Below are 21,189 nucleotides of genomic sequence, written 5' to 3' on the forward strand. Positions count from 1 at the left end.
TTTGTTTTTAAGGAGCCATTATAACATAAAGGCGATTTACTTAGATTTTTCTTGTGACTATTGGAAGATTTTCTAGATTTAAAACTCCTCTAGGGCATACTGCTGAACACACCCCGCAGCCCACACATGAAGACCTTACAATGTCTTGTCCTCTCTGTGCATACCATTTCACATCAATACCTTGCTCGCAGTAAGTAGAACAGTTTCCGCAAGAGATACATTGGCCTCCATTGGTGGTAATTCTAAATCTACTTTTGAAACGTTGTACTAGGCCTAAATAAGCTGCTAATGGGCAGCCAAATCTACACCAAACCCTGTTTCCCATGACAGGATAGAAGCCTGTGCCTACAACACCTGAAAATATAGCACCTATTCCGAAGCCATAGTAATAACGTAGGGTTCCCGTATCCAAAACTCCCATTACTTTTGGCTCACCGGTAAAATAAGTGTACAAAACGCCTGCAGTCATTACTACAGCGAAGACTAAAACAATATGGATGGAATACCTTTCAAATCTCCAAGCCTTGATTTTCTTGTTAGACAACTGACGGAAAGGGTCACCTAAAGTCTCTGCTAAACCGCCACAGCCACAAACCCAGCTACAATACCATCTTTTTCCAAAGAAATAAGTCAAGACCGGTACACCTACGGCAAAAAGAACAATTCCCCATACGAACATAAAGGTTCCTAAAGTTCCTGCCTCTATTTTTTGATCAATCCTATAATCGAAGAAAAACGAATAGTCCAGCGGCCACATGTTTTTTAAATCTGCCGATGGCAAATTCAGTTTTGAGAGTATTTCTGGAATCATAAAAGCAAAAATCAGCTGAAAGAACATCACTGAGCAAGTTCTTACCATTTGATACTTGCTATGTCGGTATTTGATAAGCATTCTTACGCCCATCGTTAATACAGCGACCGTGTAAAGGAAACCATATAAAAACCACTGGCTAGCCAAACCACCATTCATAACCTTACTTAAAGGGTCTAAAACGATAAGCCAGTTAACTATATATTGAGGGAAAAAGTAAAGCAGTATATAAAAAGATATAAATAAACTTCCCAAAATAATACCTAGCACCTTTCCTCTATTGACAGGATGTGTAAAAATACCGTTGTTTTTGATGCCTGGAAGCTTTTTTAAATCAGGAAGGACAAACAGCATGGTCCCAAAAATTAGCATGCCAAATACCAAAAAGAAAAGGAGTGTATTGTATTTTGAGACAAAGCCTACTCCAGATGCCTTGGTGAGGGACATTTGATAGGAATTCGAGATTTTCAAATCCCCTTTTCCTTCGTTTTCTAGCGATTTGTTTACCTCGGCTTCTGCAGCTTCTATGGCATTATTAAAAGAAAAAACATTAGATGATTCTGATTCAAACTGCGGGGCTAATTTCTCTTTAAGCAAAACACGGTGTTCGCTAGATACCGTATCATTAAAGGTAGCTTCATCTAGCTGAAAACTATTCCCAAATAGCACACCTATCCAAAGCGTAAGGGCACTCAGGATGATTACTGTTCCTATATTTTTTACTTGATTTATGTTCATTTGAATAGTTTTGAGAAAAAGCTCTTCTTAGGCTTTTTCAGTTTTAAATGGGTGCCGTAAGTCTGATTATAATGAGAAACGATGTCTGCCTCGTAAGTGGCATAGAATTCAGGGTCAAAATTGGCTTTTGAGAGGTCTACTAAAATATCTTCTACGTGGGTTTTGTCTGTGAGCCATTTATCCCATACTTCGTGCCGCATTCTAATACCGAAGGTGTTTACACCGATGATGGATTTACTTGATTTTTCAAAGTTTAACCTTACTAAAACGTGTTTTTCTGGATGCTTCCAATGAAAGCTCTCCACATCTTCTTCAGGTTTTGCCAGTATATTTCCATAAGTCTGGTACTCTATATCTAAGAATTTTGCCGAGTTGTAAAATACACCAGGCTCATACTTAGTTCTTTGCCCGCATAGACTTTTTGCCAAAGTTTCACCCATAATCTTCCCTGTGTACCAGATTTGCTCTGTTGGCCTTCTCCCTGGAGGAGGGTTTTTATGCTGACAGCAGTCTCCAATAGCATATACATCTGATATATTGGTCTCTAAATATTCATTGATTAAAATGCCCTTATCTATTTCTAAACCTGTTTCTTTTAAAAACGAGATATTGGCACTAACCCCTACCGTGAGCCCTACAAATTGACATTCCAAAATCTCTTTATTTTTAAGGACAACACCATCGGCATTACCTTCTCCATCATCTTTAATTTCTGATAGTTCGGTATTAAGTCTTAAATCTATATGATGCTCTTTAATATGCTCGTTAAGCATTTCAGACTCTGCCTCGGGTAGAATACCATTCCAAAAAGAAGATTCTCTCACTAACATGGTTACCTTTTTATCTCTGGATTTGAGCATTTCTGCTAATTCAAGACCGATTAAACCACCACCCACTATCACAGCATGTTCTATTTTTGGCGAGAGCTCTTCTAATTTCTCCAAGTCTAGCATGGAATAAAGCCCTTGAACTCCATTTAAATCCTGACCCGGCCAACCGAATTTATTAGGTGCAGAGCCTGTGGCTATTACTAATTTATCATATGTCAAAGATTGAGATCTATTTGAGAATGTCAAATTTTTAGAATCAAAGTCGATGGAACTGACATGATTAAAAACCAAGTCAATTCTATTTTTCTCCCAAAACCAATCTTCGTAGCCCTTAGTGTGTTCGTATTTCATGTGTCCCATGTAAATATACATGAGGGCTGTTCTGGAATAGAAATGTTCGGTTTCAGATGAAATAACGGTAATTTTATGGTCAGACAGCTTTCTAATGTGTCTGGCGGCAGTAATACCACTTATACCATTTCCGATGATGGCTATATGCATTGAGGCTATTAGTTAGAGTTGTTTGAAATACGAGGAATCATCCAATAGGGTTTGGGTTTGATATATTCTTTTTTTTATCTCAATCACAAGATAAAAAGAAACCCCAAGAACGCGTGTCCTTGGGGTAATCGTAAATCAGTTTTTTTTTGACTATTTTATGTACTTAAAGTCTTGACCTGATTCTAATTTCAATAATAATTCATAGTACAAATTTATGCAGGCCTGAATATCTTCTTTAGAACATGTTTCTACCGTAGTATGCATATACTTCAAAGGAAGTGATATTAATGCAGAAGGAACACCTTCTCCAGAATAAGCAAACGCATCCGTATCTGTACCCGTAGAGCGGCTAGTGGCCTGACGTTGAATCGGAATTCCTTTTTCTTCTGCCGTGTCTATAATGAAATTCAGAAGGTTGTTTTGAACCGCTGGACCATAACAAACTGTCGGACCTTTACCACAAGCCACATCTCCAGACTTCTTTTTGTCATACATTGGAGATTGTGTGTCGTGGGTTACATCTGTTATAATGGCCACATTAGGCTTTAACCTTCTACTGATCATTTCTGCACCCCTAAGGCCAATCTCCTCCTGAACAGCATTAACGATATAAAGCGTAAACGGTAGCTTCACTTTATTCTCATGCAGTTTTCTAGCCACTTCCGCTATCACATAACCGCCCATTCTGTTGTCTAAAGCTCGACCGGTGTAATATTTATTATTAAGCTCTGTAAGACCATCTTCAAATGTAATTACCGTACCTACATGAATGCCCATTTCTAGCACTTCTTCTGCCGTAGAAGCTCCCACGTCTATAAAAATATTCTTTAAAGATGGTGCTTCTTCCTTTTCTCCACCTCTAACATGGATGGCAGGCCAGCCAAAGATACCTTTTACTATGCCATTATGACGGGTATGCAGGTTAACTCTCATAGAAGGAGCTATCTGATGGTCGGAACCACCATTTCTGATAACGTATATGTATCCTTCTGGTGTAATATAATTTACGAACCACGAGATTTCATCTGCATGAGCTTCGATAGCCACACTGTAATCTTGTCCGGGATTAATAACCCCTACAGCCGTACCGTAACTGTCAATAATAGTCTCATCTATAAATGGTCTGATATAATCTAACCAAATCTGTTGGCCGGGATGTTCAAAGCCAGTAGGAGAGGCATTATTGAGGTATTCGTAAAGAAATTCTATGTTTTTTTCCATTTGATCTTAATTGGATATATGTCTAAAAGCAAAAATAGGGTTTGGCTCTCTAGTAAGAAAACCAAACCCTATTTAAAATTATTGTAAAATATATTACTCTATGATTTCTTAAATCATTTAAATCTTTTCTTCAAAATCTAAACTGGCAGAATTTATACAGTGACGCAATCCAGTGGGTTTAGGACCATCATTGAAAACATGCCCTAAATGAGATTCACACCTGGCACATACTACTTCAATTCTAACCATTCCAAGAGAAGAATCTTTTATTTCCTTCACATTGCATGGATCCACCGCTTCATAAAAGGAAGGCCAACCCGTGCCAGATTTAAATTTCGTTTTAGAAGAGTACAGTGGCAATCCACATCCGATACACTTATAAACGCCATCCTTTTTATTGTCCCAATATATCCCAGAAAACGCTCTTTCAGTTCCAGACTTTCTGGCAACATAATATTGCGTGTTTGTCAGCTGTGACTTCCATTCTTTGTCAGATTTCTTCACTTTTTCTAGTTGACAATCGGTGTTTTGAACTTGGGCTTTTGAAGTGCAACTAAACATGGTTAAAGCCAAAATGGCCATTATTATATTTTTCATAATTTCATTTTATTACACTTACGAGATTGATTCAAAATAGGATTATCAATGATTCAAAATCCTACTTCTTAGGCTTTCTTAAATCATTCGCTTTTATTTCATATTTCCATCTGTCCTTACCCGTGTTGTCAATAATATTTATTTTTAAGACACGGTTGGTTCTTTCGCCAGACACTTCTAATATGCCGAAATTCTGAAGATCTTCCACTATGGAATTCGGAATTAAATCAGGATCGGTTCTTTCCATATCCATTGGTTTTGCCATACCAGAAGTTAAAGAAGAAATAGTTAAATCATAAAGTGGGTAATTTCCCGCTCTCTCCATTTTTCTAAGAGAAGTATGGTGTCTATCACCCGTAATAAATATAACGCCGCTGATGTTATTCTTCTCAATGGCATCAAGCAATTTCTTTTGCTCCACCGGAAAGGTTGACATGTTTTCAAAGACGGCAGCTTTGTTTAACACTTGCCCACCGGTAACCACAAATTTGAAAGGTGCTCTACTATGTGTCAAGGCATCTATAAGCCAGTTTAATTGTTTTTCACCAAAGTAATCTTTCGCATCATCATTCAGATAATTTGGAGCTCGGAAAGAGCGATTATCCATCATGAAAAACTGAACATCTTCCCAGAAAAAAGTACCTGTTACTGATTCTCCTGGAAAAATATAGTTAGGGTTTCCCCAGTTTTGCTCAAAGGCATCCAAAGTCCAAGACTTACCCCAATAAGACCTATCTGCATCATTTGGCCCAAAATCATGGTCATCCAATGTGGCATAATGATGTGTATTGGCAAATAATTTTTGAAGTTCTGGTTGTTTCTTAAAGTCGATGTATCTTTTGTAAACACCACTTCTAGTATTCCAATCCGCTTCTCTTAGATAAATATTATCTCCACCCCAAACCATAAAGTTTGGTTTAGCATCGTAAATTTTATTGAAAATATCAAAGGTATAACCATATCCACGACCAGGTCTATCAAAGGCAGGCTCATTGGTATAAACACAACTTCCCACCGCAAATTTGAAGGCTGGAGGGTCAGTTCTATATTGCCAAAGCGTTTGACTTTGAAATGCTAAAGGATAATCAAAGCTCTGTGTTACACCATCAATAATAAGTTCGTATTCGTACTTATTGCCTGGCAACACTTCTTCAGCAATTGCCTTTGCAATGAAATAGTTGTCTTTTTGGGTGATTATTGGCTCCGTAGAGAATTTTGTTCCATCTACACCTTTAACCCAGTAATTGTATTTCACCACAGAAGATGCCTCCGTTTGAACCCAGAGCATAACCTCTCTCATTTCAGAATAACCCAGCATGGGACCCGCTACTATTTGAGCCCACGAATTCAGTGAAGCAAATAATAGTACAAAGGGTAATAGTTTTTTTAGCATTTTTTGATTTTTAATCGTTGAAGAAATTCTTGTTTAAACAGCAAAACAAACTGTTTAAGAAGATATTTAAACTCGGTTTATGCATTGGAGAATCATAATGAGCAGTTAAAGTGGAATAAATCAGACATTTAAACGAGATTAGCATAGCACTGTTCTGGTGATTGAGTTTAAATGGGTTTACCAACTGATTTGAAGCAATTTAGCTACGGAATAGATTTTCTAATGAATAAAGCGGGTTAAAGGATTACATTGAAATCCTTTCTCAAAGTTAAAACATATACTTATAGACTTTCAATGCTTTCCATATCTTTGCCAAAATTTAATTTACAGGCACATTGATAACTTTAGAAAACGGGAAATATCTCATTCAGCATCGTGAACCCTCAGATTTAATAGCAGAATTTGGTTCACCACTTTATGTTTATGATGGAAACAAAATAGAAGAGCAAATCTTAAAAATGAGAGATGCTTTTGAAGGTGTTACGGTCAAACTTAAATATGCGTGCAAAGCATTAACCAACATCAGTATACTTAAATTGATGTTAAAAAATGGCGTAGATATAGATGTAGTATCTATTGAAGAGATACAATTAGCCTTAAAAGCGGGTTATAATCCTTCACAAATTCAATACACACCCAGCGGTGTAGCCTTTTCTGAAATTGAAAATGCTCTTACTCTTGGCATTAGACTTAATATCGACAGTTTAAACCTTTTAGAGGAATACGGAAAAAAGTATGGCAACGCCCATCCCATTGCGATTAGGTTAAATCCTGCGATAATGGCTGGTGGGAATTTGAAGATTTCTACAGGACATGCCGATTCTAAATTTGGGATTCCAATAGATTATATTGACAGGGTGATAGCACTGGTTAATACTTATAAGCTTAAAATAGTAGGTATTCATCAGCATAATGGTTCCGATTTTAAAGATGGTTCTGTCATCATAAAGGCGATGAAAAAGTCTTTTGAAGTGGCCGAAAAGCATTTCCCCAACCTAGAGTTTATAGACATGGGTTCTGGTTTTAAAGTGGCATATCACTCCGATGACGTCATTACGGAAATGAAAGAGATTGGAAAGGAAGTGGTGAAAGAGTTTTTGTCATTTGAGAAAAGATATGGCAAACCAGTTCAGCTATGGTTTGAGCCTGGTAAATATTTGGTAAGTGAAAGTGGTACGTTTTTAATGACCTGCAACGTGGTTAAACATAACCCTGCTAGGAACTTCGTTCACGTTGATTCTGGTCTAAATCATTTGATTAGACCTATGATGTATGATGCTTACCAAGAGATACTTAATGTGAGCAATCTGGATGATTCTAAAAAAGAAACTTACGATATCGTAGGATATATTTGTGAAACAGATACCTTAGGAAAAGACAGAACACTTCCAGTGGTTAATCCAGGAGATATCATCGCGATGAAAAATGCAGGAGCTTACTGTTTTAGCATGGCATCCAACTATAATTCTAGAACAAAACCTGCGGAGATACTAGTTTATAACCAAAACACGCATTTAATTAGAGAAAGAGAAACGCTCGAAGATATTTTGAGACATCAGATAGAGGTGGAGTTGGACTAATGAAAGTCAGATGATTGGTGTTAGATGAACGGTGTTTTGTTCATCGAAAGAAGAAATCTGTAAAGCTGAAAAAATCATCCAACACTTACCGTCAAGCATCAAACAATTGTCTAAAAGGTATTACCTTGTGACAAGATTTTATAATAGTATTCAACCAAAAATAGGCTAAAGGCTCAAAGCTAATAGCACTAAGCAATTTAAAATGATAAAAGTAGGATTAGTAGGATTCGGACTCTCAGGTAGATGGTTACAAGCACCATTTTTTGTATTAAATTCAAATTTCCAATTGAAGTACATTGTTACTTCTCAGGACATTGGACAAGACCTCTTTAAGGGGACCGAAAAAGCAGCTAATTTAGACCAACTTATTGCCGACCCTGAGATTGACCTTATTTCTATTTGTTCACCTAGCAGTACGCATTTCGACTATTGTAAAAGAGCTTTAAATGCAGGAAAGCATGTTTTGGTAGAAAAACCAATGACGGCTACCTATGACGAGGCTAAGGAATTGGTGGAACTTTGTAAAAAGGTGAACAAAACTTTGATGGTTTATCAGAACAGACGTTTTGATGGTGATTTTATGACCGTAAAAAGAGTGATTGAATCTGGTGTTTTGGGTGAAGTACTTTCTTATGAAGCAAGATGGCACCGTTATAATCCAATCTTGAATAAAAAACCTTGGAAAGAAGCGGTGACGCCTGCCAACGGAATAATTTATGATTTAGGAGCTCATTTGATTGACCAAGCTATCTATTTATTCGGTAACCCAGAAGGCGTAGGTGGTGATGTTTTTATTCAAAGAGAAAACAGTAATATAGACGATGCCTTTAACATGAGTATGGATTATGGCAAGGTTAAAGTCAAACTGAGTGCTAGTTTGATGGTGAAAGAAGCCGAGCCTAGATATGTAGTTCATGGCACAAATGGTTCTTTTATCAAATACGGTTTAGACTCTCAAGAAGACCATTTGAAAGCAGGAATGCTTCCTGGTGTTGATCCTGACTTTGGTTTTGAGGCGATAGAATATAATGGTCAACTAACCGCTAATCTTGCTGGAATGGAGATGAAAGGCGAAATTGATACTTTTGGTGGCGACTGGATGCAGCTCTATAATAACTTAGCTGATGTTATTCTAAACGGGGCCGAAGCCATCATTAAACCAGAAGAAATAGCAGAGCAGATTAGGGTTATTGAGGAAGTGAAGAAAAATTGATAAATTAGTATTTTAAAATACTTAAACCATGGTAACCAAAGAGCAGATTTTTGAACTTGTAGATGACATTCAGGATGAATCTGTCTTGGAACAGGTTTATGATATGCTGAATTATATCAAGGTTTCTAAAGAAAATAACATTTGGTCAACTTTGACAGAAGAACAAATTCAACTTGTCAATAAAAGTTACGAGCAATCGAAAAAAACTTCGATGCTTGTTGGTCATAAAGAGGTTAAGGAAAGATTAAGCAAATGGCTTTAAAACTTGTCTGGACTGAAGATGCAGTACAAGGTATGGTTGCCATTGCTAACTATATTGAGTTGAGATTCGGCCTTAGTACAGCAAAGAGATTCGTTCAGAGAGTAGAGAAATTTGGAGTTCTTTTATCGGAACTTCCTAGTCTAGGTAGTTTACAAGATGCGGATAGAAATATCAGAGGAGTGATAGTTAACAAAAGAAGTACTGTAGTTTACACCTTCAATAAGGATAGCCTTATCATTCTAAATGTATTTGATAATAGGATGCCTTTAGATTAACATAGCTGCCTGTTGTTAGAAAGGGATTGGACACGGATATTATTAATAGTATTCGTGTCTTTTTTGTTAGGTCGGTTTAATCTTGAAGCCCTTCAGGCTTCCTAAAACTTTCCTCTATTCTTTTTCTATTCGTATTCAAGCCCATTCGGGCTTGCTAATAAATTTGATACTGTCGGAAGTAGAGTAACCCCGAAGGGGTTAAATATGAATAGAAATTTAAAAGTAAGCGATGGTCACAACCCTGAAAGGGTTGAAATAAAACAAAAAAAGACACGAATATAATATCCGTGTCTAATCTTTGCTATGCCAAAAGGCAAGCGTGCTCCATTCGAAAAGGAAAATAAACTATTCCCAAAGTTTCAAAGGATAAGCTCCATCATTCACTAATTTCTGAATAGAAGCCTGAACGTCTGGTTTATCGTCTGGATATGTTACTCCGAACCAATCGGATGATGTATCAAAAACTTTACATTTTCCTACACCTTCGCCCATCATTTGACTCATGATAGTTGGGATATAAAACTCAGCTTTTGGTGCGTCATAATTCTCTTTGGCATATGTTTCAAAGTACTCCTTAGTCTTCGTAAATGCACTTGGCATAAAACCCCAGAAATTCATAGAAACAGGTGTATTTTCTCCTAAATATTCAGGTTCGCCATTGTCTAAGAACTCTATTTGACCCGCTTCGTTTCTTAATATTTTAGTACGCTCCACTACAGAAGTAAGGAAGCCATCATTGTCTTTCTCGCAAACACCTCTAGAAACCGTTCCGTTTTCAGAAAGTGTATTTTTAACCTGATAACCTACCATCGCATGAACGTTTTGTTCTGTATTTGTAGATAAGAAATTAGCCATTGTTTTATAGGCTTCCGCACCATAAAAATCATCTGCATTAATAACGGCAAATGGCGTTTCGGTTTGTTCCCATGCACAAAGCATAGCATGACCCGTACCCCATGGTTTGGCTCGTTCTACATTTCCTAAAGATTCTGGAACATAACTCTGGAAGCCTTGAATAGCGTAGTCGTATTCAATTTTATCCTTCAGTTTTGGACCAAACGTCTTCTCAAAATCTTCTCTTAGTTCTTCTCTGATAATAAAGACTACTTTACCAAAACCAGCTCTGATGGCATCATAAAGTGAATAATCTATAATGGTCTCGCCAGTAGGTCCAAATTGGTCCAGTTGCTTAATTCCACCATATCTGCTACCCATTCCAGCAGCTAAAATCAATAAAGTTGGTTTGCTCATTCTTGGTTTCGTAAATTGTGACGCAAAAATAGAAATCTAGAACGGACTTCTATAAATTTGAAACAATTAATCTGATTCCCTACTATGAAATTATCCTATTGGAAGCTGATATTCCTTCTGCTTCCTTGTGTGGGTTTGCATGCCCAAGACTTCCCTGCCACTTCCATGAATAAATCAGATTGGGAGGCTACTGGTGCTCAATGGCGTGATGCACTTGCCATTTCAGTACATCCTTTTGAAGACAAAATGGAGCTGACCAATGGCACAGGTATCTTATTTGTGAATGGTAAATCTGTGTTGAAATCAAAGAAAAAGTTTACTGATTATAAAATTGAATTTGAGATTTTACAAAACCCAGAGACAAAGGCCTCCTTTATTTTAGGAAATGGCTTAAAACTTAATCTAGACCAATCTGCCAACGAAAAGAATGGCAAATTTGGGAGCATTATTACTGCAAATAATACAGTGCAAAAGCCAAAACAGGAAGTAAGTAAATTACCCGGATTATGGCAAAAAATTGAACTAGCCTATACTTCACCAATAAATGGTGGCTTGGCCGTACTCGAAAAAGTGGTTTTAAATGATGTTATAGTTTTTGAAAATTATATTGTTCAAAATCCAATCTTGGAACCTACCTCTATTGCCTTTGACGTTTCCAATGGATTGCTGGCAGTTAAAAATATTAAGTACATAGAATTAGGGTACAGAACACCTATCAGCATATCTAATTTGAATTATACGCTGCAAGAAACAAATGGATGGGAAAAGGAGTGGAGCCCAACGGAAACGGCCCCAATAAAAGGAAAATCGGAGGGGTTACGTATTGATATTCCTCATGATTTCAGATGGTTTTCAATAGACTATACTGGCGATATTGATGTAGCCCAAACAGATAAATATGCCATTACCATAGAATACTCAGGATTTGGTTATTTGAAAATTGATGGGAAAAAAGTGCTAGGAGCGGATGGTATGGTGAATCGTCAGCCTTTAACCGCTTTAGTTGAATTGGAAAAAGGAAAGCACAGCTTTGAGTATTTCTACAGAAGAACATGGCAAAAACCAGCTTTCGGACTTTATGTTTCAGGTAGCGATTTTAAACCTTATGGACTTCATCCTTACAAAAGCTTGCCTGCACCACAACTTCCAGGAGGAATTTTTGAAAACCCAACTGGAACACGAGCTCAAATGATTCGCTCGTTTATGGATTTCAAAGGGGAAAAGAAAACCACAACACTCTCTATTGGCACAGCAGAAAAGAAAAACTATTCTATTGACTTGGTAGATGCTTCTATGCTTTATGTTTGGAAAGGATATTTTGCTGATGTAACAGAAATGTGGTTTAACAGAGGTGAACCTCAATTATTAAAACCTTTAGGCCAGGTAGTTACTTTATCAGGAAAGCCAAGTTTCTTCCTGGGTAAAAATGATGTCGTTCTTTTCAAAGAATACTTTATTGACGATAGAAACCTACCCACTTACCTACATACTTTAAATGGTTCGGCTGTAAGCCAAAAAATAGAGCCTGTGAAAAATGGCTTCGAATACACTATTTCGGCGGATAACAAGGATGTCAACTACTTACTGGGAATGGGTAAAAAAGTAGAGAAAGTAGGAGATACCCTGTATAGAATAGATGACTATTACATTCAATTGGCAAAGAAGGTTGCCTTAGAAATTAAAACAGAAAATGGAATTAGTTCACTTTCTGGAAAGGCAAGTGCTATTGAATCATTCAAATTAATCTGGTAAAAAAATGAAATTGTATATAAAAAATATAGGCTTAATTCTTCTGCTCTTTTGCTCTGTTTCTCAAACAATAGCTCAAGGAGTTCTAAAAACAGAAGAAGATTATTATAGGATAGAAAACATTCCTACTCCGGAAGGATTAGAAATGGAAGTAGGAGGGATGACCGTTTTACCAGACGGAAGATTGGCAACCACCACCAGAAGAGGCGATGTATGGATGATAAACAATCCATATATGATTAATAACACGCGGCCTACTTTTAGCAAATATGCCGAAGGTCTTCACGAACCACTGGGCATGAATTTTATTGATAATAAGCTTTGGGTAACGCAAAGAGGAGAAGTGACTATTTTGGAAGATGTGGACGGAGACGACCGTGCAGATGTCTATCAATCATACTATCAATGGCCGCTTTCAGGAAATTATCATCAATATTCTTACGGTCCTGTTTTGATGCCAGATGGCAAAAAACTTTTTACATTAAATCTAGACTGGATAGGGCATGGTTCCTCACAATCTAAATGGAGAGGCTGGATGCTGACATTAGACGAGAATGGAAAAATGGAACCTTGGGCTGCAGGATTAAGGTCTCCAGCTGGTTACATGGTAAATGATGTTGGCGATATTTTTTATGCCGAAAATCAAGGTGACTGGGTAGGTTCAGGCAGAATGACACATTTAGAAAAAGGAGACTTTGCGGGTAACCCAGAGAGTCTTGTTTGGTCTGGAGAGCCTAATTCTCCTGTAAAATTAAAGCCGGAGGATATTCCTGATACTGGAGAACCATTATTTGATGTAGCTCAGCGTATGCCTGGTATTAAACCGCCGGCTGTTTGGTTTCCGCATACATTGATGGGGATTTCTACTTCAGATATTGTTCAAGATGTATCTAAAGGCAAATTTGGACCCTTTGAAGGACAATATTTTGTGGGTGACCAAGGGCATTCTACCATCATGCGAGTGGCCATGGAAAAAGTGAATGGTGTCTATCAAGGAGCTTGTTTTCCTTTTGTAGAAGGTTTTATGTCGGGTATTTTAAGAATGCGATGGGGACTAGATAATTCCATGTTTGTAGGAATGACAAGCCGTGGATGGTCAAGCACTGGGAAATCGAAATTTGGATTACAAAGACTAGTTTGGTCTGGCGAGGTGCCTTTTGAAATTAAAGCCATTAAGTCTGCATCGGACGGATTCATCATTGAATTCACTAAAGAAGCCAATAAATCAGCAGCTTTAAACCCTGCCTCTTACGATATAAAAAGCTTTAATTATAAATATCATCACACATACGGAAGCCCAATAATCAATCAAAGACAGGTAAACATTAAAGGAATTTCACTTGCTGATGATGGTAAGTCGATTCATGTGGCTGTAGATTCTATGCGTTTGGGTTACATATTTGGCATAACTGCCGCTGGCTTAGAAAGTGTGGCACAAGAAGAACTATTGCACAAGGTAGGCTACTTTACACTTAATTCGGTAAACAAGGCTATTGCTGCTTTAGATTTAAGTAAATACGCCGTTACTAGTCATGAACACCACAAAATGGATATGGCAACGACTAAGGTGGTGGAGATAGTTTCTGAGAAACGCGTAAATACAATGCCTCAAAGCTGGAATGGCAAAGCCGATGTAAACATTACTTTGGGCACTAAACTAGGTTTAAAGTTTGACCAAACCAAAATTCAAGTTAAAGCTGGAAGTACGATCAAAATTACCTTCAATAATAATGACGACATGCTGCACAACTTGGTGATAGTGAAACCAAATACGGTGGATTTAGTGGGGCAGAGTGCTCAAAACATGGGACTTGATGGTGCAAATAAAGGCTATATCCCAGACTCTGACAATGTGCTTTACCATACAGGTTTAATGCAACCAGAAAGCTCAGAAAGTATCTATTTCACGGCACCTTTAGAGAAAGGCGATTATACTTTTGTATGTACGTTCCCAGGGCATTATACGCTGATGCAGGGGATTTTGAGGGTTAGGTAGGGGATTTACCTTTCTTGCTGTATTATGAACGTGCCGACAGTAGGAGACATGACATAATACAGCGTGTTATGGCTCGTTTTTTAACTTTGTGTTCCAAAGTTTCTTATTGATGTTGTTTCAGCTCCAAGACCGTCGAGAGTAGGAAACATAGTTGAATGTGTGATTCCCATGCCTGTAAGATGTCGTAAAATTTCGAGTTTCCATTCCCTTGGAAAGTCTATTTTTTGGAGCAACTCTCCACTGATGTGTTTATGTTTACCATCTCTTGGTCCAAGTATGGGATTGTTTGGCACATCTGCTTCCTCTGTAATTGTTGCAGTTAATACAGCTTGTTGAGAGCGATACCTCTGAATTGAACTTCGTGGCCTTATAGGTATAGGTAAGTATTCGGTATCGTTATGGATAGCGTCCGTGATTTTTATATTTTCTTGTTCTCTAGTATGCAAGTATGGAAATTCAGATTGGATTCTTGGCGTTGAACCCCATAATGAAGGGCCTCTCTTATCCCATGATTCTGTTGACCAATAAAGAGAAAGAGCTTCATAGTTTAATATATATAATGAAGACTTTGTTGCATTTGGCCCGGCATCGAATGCAAGTGCCATAAAAAGTGCTACAAATGGTGACCAAGTCCAATCAATTAGACGCGTCGGTGCCCCGTGATGTTGCATCAATGTTAGCCAAGCAATTTTATCATTTTCTGGAGGTAATTCGTTTTCAAATAACTTGGCATTTCGAACAAAATGTTCAGTATAAACTCCTTCTAACTGACTTGTTGTATATTGTAAGCTACTACCTATTTTGTAAGGTAATGATTTGGCTTGCCTACCCAATTTGCTTATCAATGGCCATTCTGCGTTTCCTTGTCCTCTAAAAACAAACTTATTTTTGTCAATTAAACCTTGCTTTTTACCTCCAAAGACAATTAACTCAGACAGTAATTCTAGTGGATTAGAAAAGTTGCCCATTTGGGCTTCTTCTTCTTCTTTTACTTTTAGCCCTTCAAGCATCTTTGCTATTCCTTCTTCTGACAATTTATCTCCCATGTTTTATTCTTTTATGAGTCATCGCAAGGTTAAAAGTAATATCCGCTCTGCAAAGCTTGTAGCTTTGTTGTAGTGATTTTCAGCCTCCGGCTGAATTAATAAGAGAAATGACATTTTAGACTAGTCCTTTTTCCATCTAAGGTTAATTGGCGTATCAATGACTTTTTTGAAAAACTAAATTTCCATGTAAACTCCATTTTTGATGCTAATTTTACCCTCTATTATGACTATTGTTAAACCTGAATATTCAGTTGTAACTCTCCACCAAGTCCCAATTCTACAATTTTTCTAAGCGTAGACAGTCTAACTTCTTTTATGTTATTCTCAATTTTTGAAATATAGGATTTAGTGGTTCCCACTTTTTCGGCTAGTTGTTCTTGCGTAAGTCCTTTTTCTAATCTTGCCTCTTGAAGCATAGCTCCAATTCTGAAATTTTCATACCCAGCGTCGAGTTCGTCGCGTTTAGTGGTTCCAACTTTTCCGAAATGTCTTTCTTTAAAGTCATCTAAAGTCATTAAACTATTCTTTTTCATCTTCGTATTCTTTTTTAATCCTTAGAGCTCTTTCTATTTCCTTATTAGGCGTTTTCTGGTCTTTTTTCTGAAATCCGTTTGCAACAATCACAAGTTTACCTTTGTCGAAGAAGCAAAATATCCTATAAATATCATTGGCATTTTGAACTCTTATTTCATATAGTCCATCTGTATTTTCTAAATGCTTTAGATACGTTTTAGAAACAACTCTTTGTTCTTCGATTAAGTCGAAAGTCCAGATTATCTTTTTCTGAACTTTTAAATTTAATGTTGCGAAGAAGTCGTTAAAGTAATTTTTGTAAAAAGTTATTTTTCTGTGCAAATCCTCATTATTAACTAAACAAAGCTAATTAAAGTTTCCCTAAAGTGAAACTAAATATATCGAAAAGATAAGCTTATTTTACTCTTTCAATTATATTTTTACACATGCTTCAAATTAAAAGCTTCAAGAAGGAATATCAGGGTCATTTGATTCTTGATATTCCTTCTTTAGATATTCCTGAAGGCGTTTCCTGGTTTCAGGGTGTGAATGGTTCTGGGAAGTCAACTTTCTTTAAAGCCATTTCGGGTATTATTCCTTTTGAAGGAGCCGTGGTTTTTGATGGTCATTTAGATTTACAGAAGTCTCCCGTAGCATTCCGTCGAATTATCAATTATAGCTTCGCAGAACCCCGTTTTCCTGATTATTTGTCTGGAAAAGACATTTTAGACTATTATCAGAAAATCTACAAACCAGATAGTTCAGAAATAGAGGAATTGGTCGAGCTGTTTGGTGTGGCAGCATTCTACAAAACCGCCATAGGAACGTATTCTAGTGGTATGTTGAAGAAAATAAGCCTGATAGCCGCATTAATTGGCGAAGCCAAGATTTTAACCCTAGACGAGCCACTAACCACCATAGACAAAGAATCGCAAGAGAAATTATTAGAGATTCTGGCCAAGAAAGTAAGTCAAGGAGTCAACATCCTAATAGCCTCCCACCATAAGCTACCAGAAAGCGACCTAAAAGTGGAACATCATTTTTTAGTAGAAAATCAAACGATTATAAAGCATAATTAATAAACCTTATCACCAAAATGCTGCCTGAAGCACGATGAAAACTCATTAAAACCAATGATTTAATACAACCTCAAGAAGATAAAGAATTTTCATTGTGCATGTTTATTTTGGTACATGGTTTTTGCTTCGGTCCGACGTTTCGGGTTTTTGCCCAAACAAAAAGACAGACCCACCCGGCGGGGGCAACGGAAGAACAAGAATTAGTAATTGCAAAAACTAAGAATTATAAAGAAACGTTTGTCATGATTTTCGCAAAATCCAAAACCCCGCCAAACGAAAACAAATGGTGTATTCCTCTATTATTATTAACATATCGCTCCTCTGGAGCTAAAACATTGACAAAAAAAACAGACATCGAGCATCTGACAACAAACACCAGACACAAAAACAATTGATACTCCTAAAAACCATATCAAAACAATACTTCAAGCAAAACATTGCGTTTTACCTGTTCATCTTGCTCTTTGCCTTTGGTTTCTTGAGAGGAACCGAGCATGTAGCTTTTGCTAAACTCTTTATGGGCAATGCCATTTTACTTTTATGGGCTAGCCTTTTCTGGCTACTTCATGTAGTAAAAACCAGTCTTTTCTTTCATCGGACTTTAAAACTTCCTGAATATGCTTTTTTGCAAGATTTCACCCTCTTGCCTAAGTCTAAACAGCTCTTTAACCTATCAATTTTACAGCTAAACCTAAACGCTCCATTCATAGCGTATTCTTGTTTTATGGTGGCTGTGGCATTAAAAGAAGGAGCTTTTTTAGGAATTATAGCTGTGACAGTAGCCAATCTGATTTTACTTGTATTACCCATTGCTCTAAAGTATTATAGATTGCACCATTTCATTTTCGACTTCAAGATAGATGCACTTGCTAGGAGCAGAAGCATTTTCCCTAACTGGCCCGTCCTTTACTTTTTAAGGCATCTATTACTGAAACAACCCATCTTATTCTTTAGTACTAAGTTGTATGGTTTGTTCTTCATCATTGGCGGAGCTAAACTATACTTTAGCGACGAATACGACGAAAGACTACTATTCATTTGTTGCTTAATCACCGTGGCAGGTCAATTTCCTTTAGGTAAGGAGTTTGGGCTGTTCTCAGCCAATTATATGCCTTTTGAGCGGAACATGCCCTTCAATATTTCAAACTTGCTTACACAAAGAATCTGGACGGCAAGTAGCTTAATTATTATTGACTCGTTATTTCTTGGGTATTACTGGTATGATAAAGTTGACTCAATTCACCTGATTTCTTCTGTCTTTTTTATTTGGTCTAGTATGCTCTTTTGGCTTATCTATAATTATGCTCCCAGAGCTTTTGAAGACACACCTATGAAAGGCATCTATTTTGGAGCTATTGCCATTTGTATGCTAATAACCTTTAAAGTACCCATCATATGTTTTGCTGTTTCCATTTCTGTGCTCTCTTGGTGGATTTTGAGCAGTAATTACTTTACATTTGAGTTCACAGAGGACAATACTATATGAGAATATTTCTTTTAGCACTTTTACTTATTCCATTGGGTTCAAAATCACAACAATCCTTTAAGCTCAAAGGAGAGATAACAAACCCCAACGAGCGAAAGGTGGTGCTTACCGTTTATAGAAATTGGGTAGAAGACCCAGAAGATTATAATCTCATTCTTGACGAAAATAATCGATTTTCTTTTGAAATGGTTTTGAGTGAAATGGCCTATATAGACATAAACTACGGCTTAAACGGGGTGTTGTTTCAAGTGATAGAGCCTGGAGATGAAATTTTAATAGAATGCGATGCACAAGATTTCTACGAGACATTTTTACCCTCAGGAGTTGGAAGTGGTAAATGGATGTATTATTTGAACCATCGGAAAAAATTTGAATTAGTAACCGACGCTGAGAAAGAATTGTATTCATACCTAAAAGAAGGTCCAGAAGTCTATGGTAGTAAGCTTAAAAAGCTTCAGCGAGAGCAGTTAGCCCTACTAGATAATTTTAGACCGAATATATCAGAGGACTTTTTCAGGCTTAGAAGGGCGGATATAACGGGCAGGATAGACCAATTTTATTTAGACTACCTCATTTCAAATGACATGCTCAATATGGTCATGAATAATTTTGAATTAAAAACCATCAACCAAGATCTGCAAAACAAGTCTTTCGAATATGGCTTTTTTGTTGAAAGTCTTTTAGAAGCTTATAAGATAAGTATAAATAGTAAACAGGATGATGGCATCCTAAACGACTATACTTTTTTGAAGTACTCTTTTACCAAGGATTTAATAGGTAAGCCCATTGCCGAAAGGCTCATTGCCCATAAAATAAATGCAGATTTAGATATCAATGGTTATACCACTGAAAACGAGACTGCCCTTAGAGATTTTTTGGGATTTGGAAAAATTGAGATATACCAAAAATTCCTATCTAATAAAATGTCAATTTTTAAAGGCAAAGCTTTGGGAGGCCCTGCCCCAGATTTTACTTTGACAGATACTGATGGGCAAAATTTTTCGTTGAAGGATTATAAAGGAAAAAACCTATTAATGGTCTTTTGGGCTTCATGGTGTGATCCTTGCCTCAAAGATCTGACATACTTACCCATTGTAGAAAATTATTTTAAAGACCGAAAAAATTTGAGTTTGTTAAATATTGCTGTGGATACACCAGAAGATTTTGCCCTTGTGGTTTCAAAAGGAAAAGCCGCAAGCAGAACCACCAGAGTAAACCCTAACAGTGTTTTTCTTAAAAACTACGGCATTAATACCATTCCTAGTTATGTATTAATTGACCAAAATGGAAACTGGTCGGAGGACAAACTTATAGAGCCTTCTTTTGATGAGGGAAGAGGATTAATTAAACAACTGGAAACCATTTTTTCTAAGAACTGATACTAACCATAACTTGAATTGAAAAAGATATTACTGCTTTCTGCTATTTTAATGGCCAATTGCTGCTTGGCCCAAACCAACTTTTCACCAAGAACTTTCGTTAAGGAATGTAAGAGATATAAAGGAACGCCCTACAAATTTGGAGGTAATGATAAACGTGGTATAGATTGTTCAGGAGTAATTCACAATGCTTTTACCGCTTTAGACGTTTCTTTCCCTAGGGTATCCTATCAGCAGGCAGAAGTTTTTAGAACCATAAAGCTTAATAGAGCTAGAAAAGGAGATTTGCTCTACTTCAAAACCGCAGGAAGTAGAATAAATCATACCGGCGTGGTGATTAAGAAAAGGGGTAAAAAGAAGTTGATGTTTTTACATGCATCCACTTCTGGTGGGGTGAGAATAGATAATTTGCGTTCCAAATATTGGGAACCTAAATTTGTTAAGATCACCCGACCCATTGAATATTCGAAATAGGTACCATCAGATGTGAGATGTTTATCAAACTTTAACCAATGATTAAAAGAGTAAAAATAGGCCTAGTCCTCACTTTATTGTCTTATGGTGCATTTGCACAGTCGCAGTATTTTGGTCAGAATAAGCCACGCTACAAGAAAATAGATTTTAGAGTTCTTCAAAGTCCACATTACGAGCTTTACCATTATTTTGATGATAAAGAGCAGGCGAATCAATTGATGATAAACTCTGAGCATTGGTATAAACTGCATCAAGAGGTTTTCAAACTGGCTTTTATTGAGCCTAATCCCTTGATAATATACAAGAATCATCCTGACTTCCAGGAAACAACTGCCATTGGCGGACAAATAGGCGAGGGGACAGGTGGTGTTACAGAGGGTTTGAGAAACCGGGTTGTCATGCCCATGATGTATACCAAAAGACAAACGGATCATGTTTTAGGACATGAGTTGGTTCATGCTTTTCAGTATAAGACCATGACCTTTGGCTCTGATTCCACCTCATTGTCCAGCATCGGAAATTTACCTTTATTTATGGTAGAAGGTCTGGCAGAGTATATGTCTATTGGTAGAGACGACTCCCATACTGCTATGTGGATGAGGGATGCCGTAGAAAGTGGCGACATTCCAACTATTGAAGAATTAGTTACCAAACAGTATAAGTATTTCCCTTATAGATGGGGTCAGGCATTTTGGGCGTATGTAACAGCCACTTACGGAGATGATATCATCAGACCACTGTTTAAAGAAACAGCTATCTATGGTATTGAGACCGCTTTTAAAAGAACGCTCAGAG

20 protein-coding genes and 1 pseudogene are annotated in these 21,189 nt (G+C 37.2%); 11 read left to right on the forward strand and 10 right to left on the reverse strand.

All coding sequences use genetic code 11. From position 1 onward, the window contains the following. Positions 1-40 precede the first annotated feature (40 nt). From ACTBZY_RS06535 to ACTBZY_RS06555, 5 genes are all read right to left on the reverse strand, one after another. Complete coding sequence (locus ACTBZY_RS06535; RefSeq protein WP_463045546.1) at positions 41-1,549, reverse strand: 4Fe-4S binding protein; 1,509 nt, start codon at positions 1,547-1,549, stop codon at positions 41-43. Beyond that, positions 1,546-2,880 carry an NAD(P)/FAD-dependent oxidoreductase gene (locus tag ACTBZY_RS06540; protein WP_463045547.1) on the reverse strand — a complete coding sequence of 445 codons (1,335 nt, stop codon included), beginning with the start codon at positions 2,878-2,880 and terminating at the stop codon, positions 1,546-1,548. Before ACTBZY_RS06540 ends, ACTBZY_RS06535 begins: the two co-directional genes overlap by 4 nt. A 150-nt stretch (positions 2,881-3,030) precedes the next feature. After that, on the reverse strand, positions 3,031-4,101 hold the full coding sequence (locus ACTBZY_RS06545) for a M42 family metallopeptidase (RefSeq protein WP_463045548.1): 1,071 nt from the start codon (positions 4,099-4,101) through the stop codon (positions 3,031-3,033). A 117-nt stretch (positions 4,102-4,218) separates the two neighbouring features. After that, the gene (gene msrB / locus ACTBZY_RS06550; RefSeq protein ID WP_463045549.1) at positions 4,219-4,698 is read right to left on the reverse strand and encodes a peptide-methionine (R)-S-oxide reductase MsrB; all 480 of its coding nucleotides are present in this window, start codon (positions 4,696-4,698) and stop codon (positions 4,219-4,221) included. Between the two features lie 61 nt (positions 4,699-4,759). Further along, positions 4,760-6,091, reverse strand: coding sequence for an alkaline phosphatase D family protein (locus ACTBZY_RS06555; RefSeq protein WP_463045550.1), 1,332 nt, complete (start codon positions 6,089-6,091; stop codon positions 4,760-4,762). Between the two features lie 335 nt (positions 6,092-6,426). Between ACTBZY_RS06555 and lysA the strand changes: the two genes are divergently transcribed. From lysA to ACTBZY_RS06575, 4 genes are all read left to right on the forward strand, one after another. Further along, on the forward strand, positions 6,427-7,671 hold the full coding sequence (gene lysA / locus ACTBZY_RS06560) for a diaminopimelate decarboxylase (protein WP_463045551.1): 1,245 nt from the start codon (positions 6,427-6,429) through the stop codon (positions 7,669-7,671). Between the two features lie 202 nt (positions 7,672-7,873). Next, positions 7,874-8,884, forward strand: coding sequence for a Gfo/Idh/MocA family oxidoreductase (locus tag ACTBZY_RS06565; protein WP_463045552.1), 1,011 nt, complete (start codon positions 7,874-7,876; stop codon positions 8,882-8,884). 28 nt (positions 8,885-8,912) lie between these two features. Then, positions 8,913-9,146, forward strand: a complete 234-nt coding sequence (locus ACTBZY_RS06570) for a hypothetical protein (protein ID WP_111370023.1) — start codon at positions 8,913-8,915, stop codon at positions 9,144-9,146. Continuing rightward, positions 9,137-9,421, forward strand: a complete 285-nt coding sequence (locus tag ACTBZY_RS06575; RefSeq protein ID WP_463045553.1) for a type II toxin-antitoxin system RelE/ParE family toxin — start codon at positions 9,137-9,139, stop codon at positions 9,419-9,421. The genes ACTBZY_RS06570 and ACTBZY_RS06575 overlap by 10 nt, the downstream gene beginning before the upstream one ends. Positions 9,422-9,766: 345 nt before the next feature. On the opposite strand, the gene ACTBZY_RS06580 is transcribed toward ACTBZY_RS06575, so the two are convergent. Beyond that, positions 9,767-10,672: a nucleotidyltransferase family protein gene (locus ACTBZY_RS06580; RefSeq protein WP_463045554.1), complete on the reverse strand. Its 906-nt coding sequence runs from the start codon at positions 10,670-10,672 to the stop codon at positions 9,767-9,769. Between the two features lie 84 nt (positions 10,673-10,756). Here ACTBZY_RS06580 and ACTBZY_RS06585 point away from each other — a divergent pair, with 84 nt between their 5' ends. After that, complete coding sequence (locus tag ACTBZY_RS06585; protein WP_463045555.1) at positions 10,757-12,424, forward strand: 3-keto-alpha-glucoside-1,2-lyase-like domain-containing protein; 1,668 nt, start codon at positions 10,757-10,759, stop codon at positions 12,422-12,424. A 4-nt stretch (positions 12,425-12,428) separates the two neighbouring features. Continuing rightward, complete coding sequence (locus tag ACTBZY_RS06590) at positions 12,429-14,417, forward strand: plastocyanin/azurin family copper-binding protein (protein WP_463045556.1); 1,989 nt, start codon at positions 12,429-12,431, stop codon at positions 14,415-14,417. 80 nt (positions 14,418-14,497) lie between these two features. Here the strand turns inward: ACTBZY_RS06590 and ACTBZY_RS06595 are convergent, their stop codons facing one another. The 3 genes from ACTBZY_RS06595 to ACTBZY_RS06605 all read right to left on the reverse strand — a co-directional run bounded on the left by ACTBZY_RS06595 (position 14,498) and on the right by ACTBZY_RS06605 (position 16,318). Further along, positions 14,498-15,463 carry an FRG domain-containing protein gene (locus ACTBZY_RS06595; RefSeq protein ID WP_463045557.1) on the reverse strand — a complete coding sequence of 322 codons (966 nt, stop codon included), beginning with the start codon at positions 15,461-15,463 and terminating at the stop codon, positions 14,498-14,500. 233 nt (positions 15,464-15,696) lie between these two features. Next, a complete protein-coding gene (locus ACTBZY_RS06600; RefSeq protein WP_463045558.1) occupies positions 15,697-15,996 on the reverse strand; it encodes a helix-turn-helix domain-containing protein in 300 nt (99 codons plus the stop codon). Then, positions 15,983-16,318: a type II toxin-antitoxin system RelE/ParE family toxin gene (locus ACTBZY_RS06605; RefSeq protein WP_463045559.1), complete on the reverse strand. Its 336-nt coding sequence runs from the start codon at positions 16,316-16,318 to the stop codon at positions 15,983-15,985. The genes ACTBZY_RS06600 and ACTBZY_RS06605 overlap by 14 nt, the downstream gene beginning before the upstream one ends. Before the next feature lie 104 nt (positions 16,319-16,422). Between ACTBZY_RS06605 and ACTBZY_RS06610 the strand changes: the two genes are divergently transcribed. Beyond that, a complete protein-coding gene (locus ACTBZY_RS06610) occupies positions 16,423-17,055 on the forward strand; it encodes an ABC transporter ATP-binding protein (protein ID WP_463045560.1) in 633 nt (210 codons plus the stop codon). A 223-nt stretch (positions 17,056-17,278) separates the two neighbouring features. Here ACTBZY_RS06610 and ACTBZY_RS06615 read toward each other — a convergent pair whose 3' ends face one another. Next, positions 17,279-17,410: a hypothetical protein gene (locus ACTBZY_RS06615; protein WP_463045561.1), complete on the reverse strand. Its 132-nt coding sequence runs from the start codon at positions 17,408-17,410 to the stop codon at positions 17,279-17,281. A 36-nt stretch (positions 17,411-17,446) separates the two neighbouring features. Between ACTBZY_RS06615 and ACTBZY_RS06620 the strand changes: the two genes are divergently transcribed. From ACTBZY_RS06620 to ACTBZY_RS06635, 4 genes and pseudogenes are all read left to right on the forward strand, one after another. Beyond that, positions 17,447-18,541, forward strand: a complete 1,095-nt coding sequence (locus ACTBZY_RS06620) for a hypothetical protein (RefSeq protein WP_463045562.1) — start codon at positions 17,447-17,449, stop codon at positions 18,539-18,541. After that, entirely contained in the window at positions 18,538-19,920 is a 1,383-nt protein-coding gene (locus ACTBZY_RS06625; RefSeq protein ID WP_463045563.1) for a TlpA family protein disulfide reductase, read from the forward strand. Before ACTBZY_RS06620 ends, ACTBZY_RS06625 begins: the two co-directional genes overlap by 4 nt. An 18-nt stretch (positions 19,921-19,938) precedes the next feature. Further along, positions 19,939-20,394 (forward strand): C40 family peptidase, encoded by a 456-nt coding sequence (locus tag ACTBZY_RS06630; protein ID WP_463045564.1) that lies wholly within the window; start codon positions 19,939-19,941, stop codon positions 20,392-20,394. 38 nt (positions 20,395-20,432) lie between these two features. Beyond that, positions 20,433-21,189 (forward strand): annotated as a pseudogene (locus tag ACTBZY_RS06635) (tolB protein precursor); the annotation flags it as partial.

Source organism: Arcticibacterium sp., from assembly GCF_055134445.1.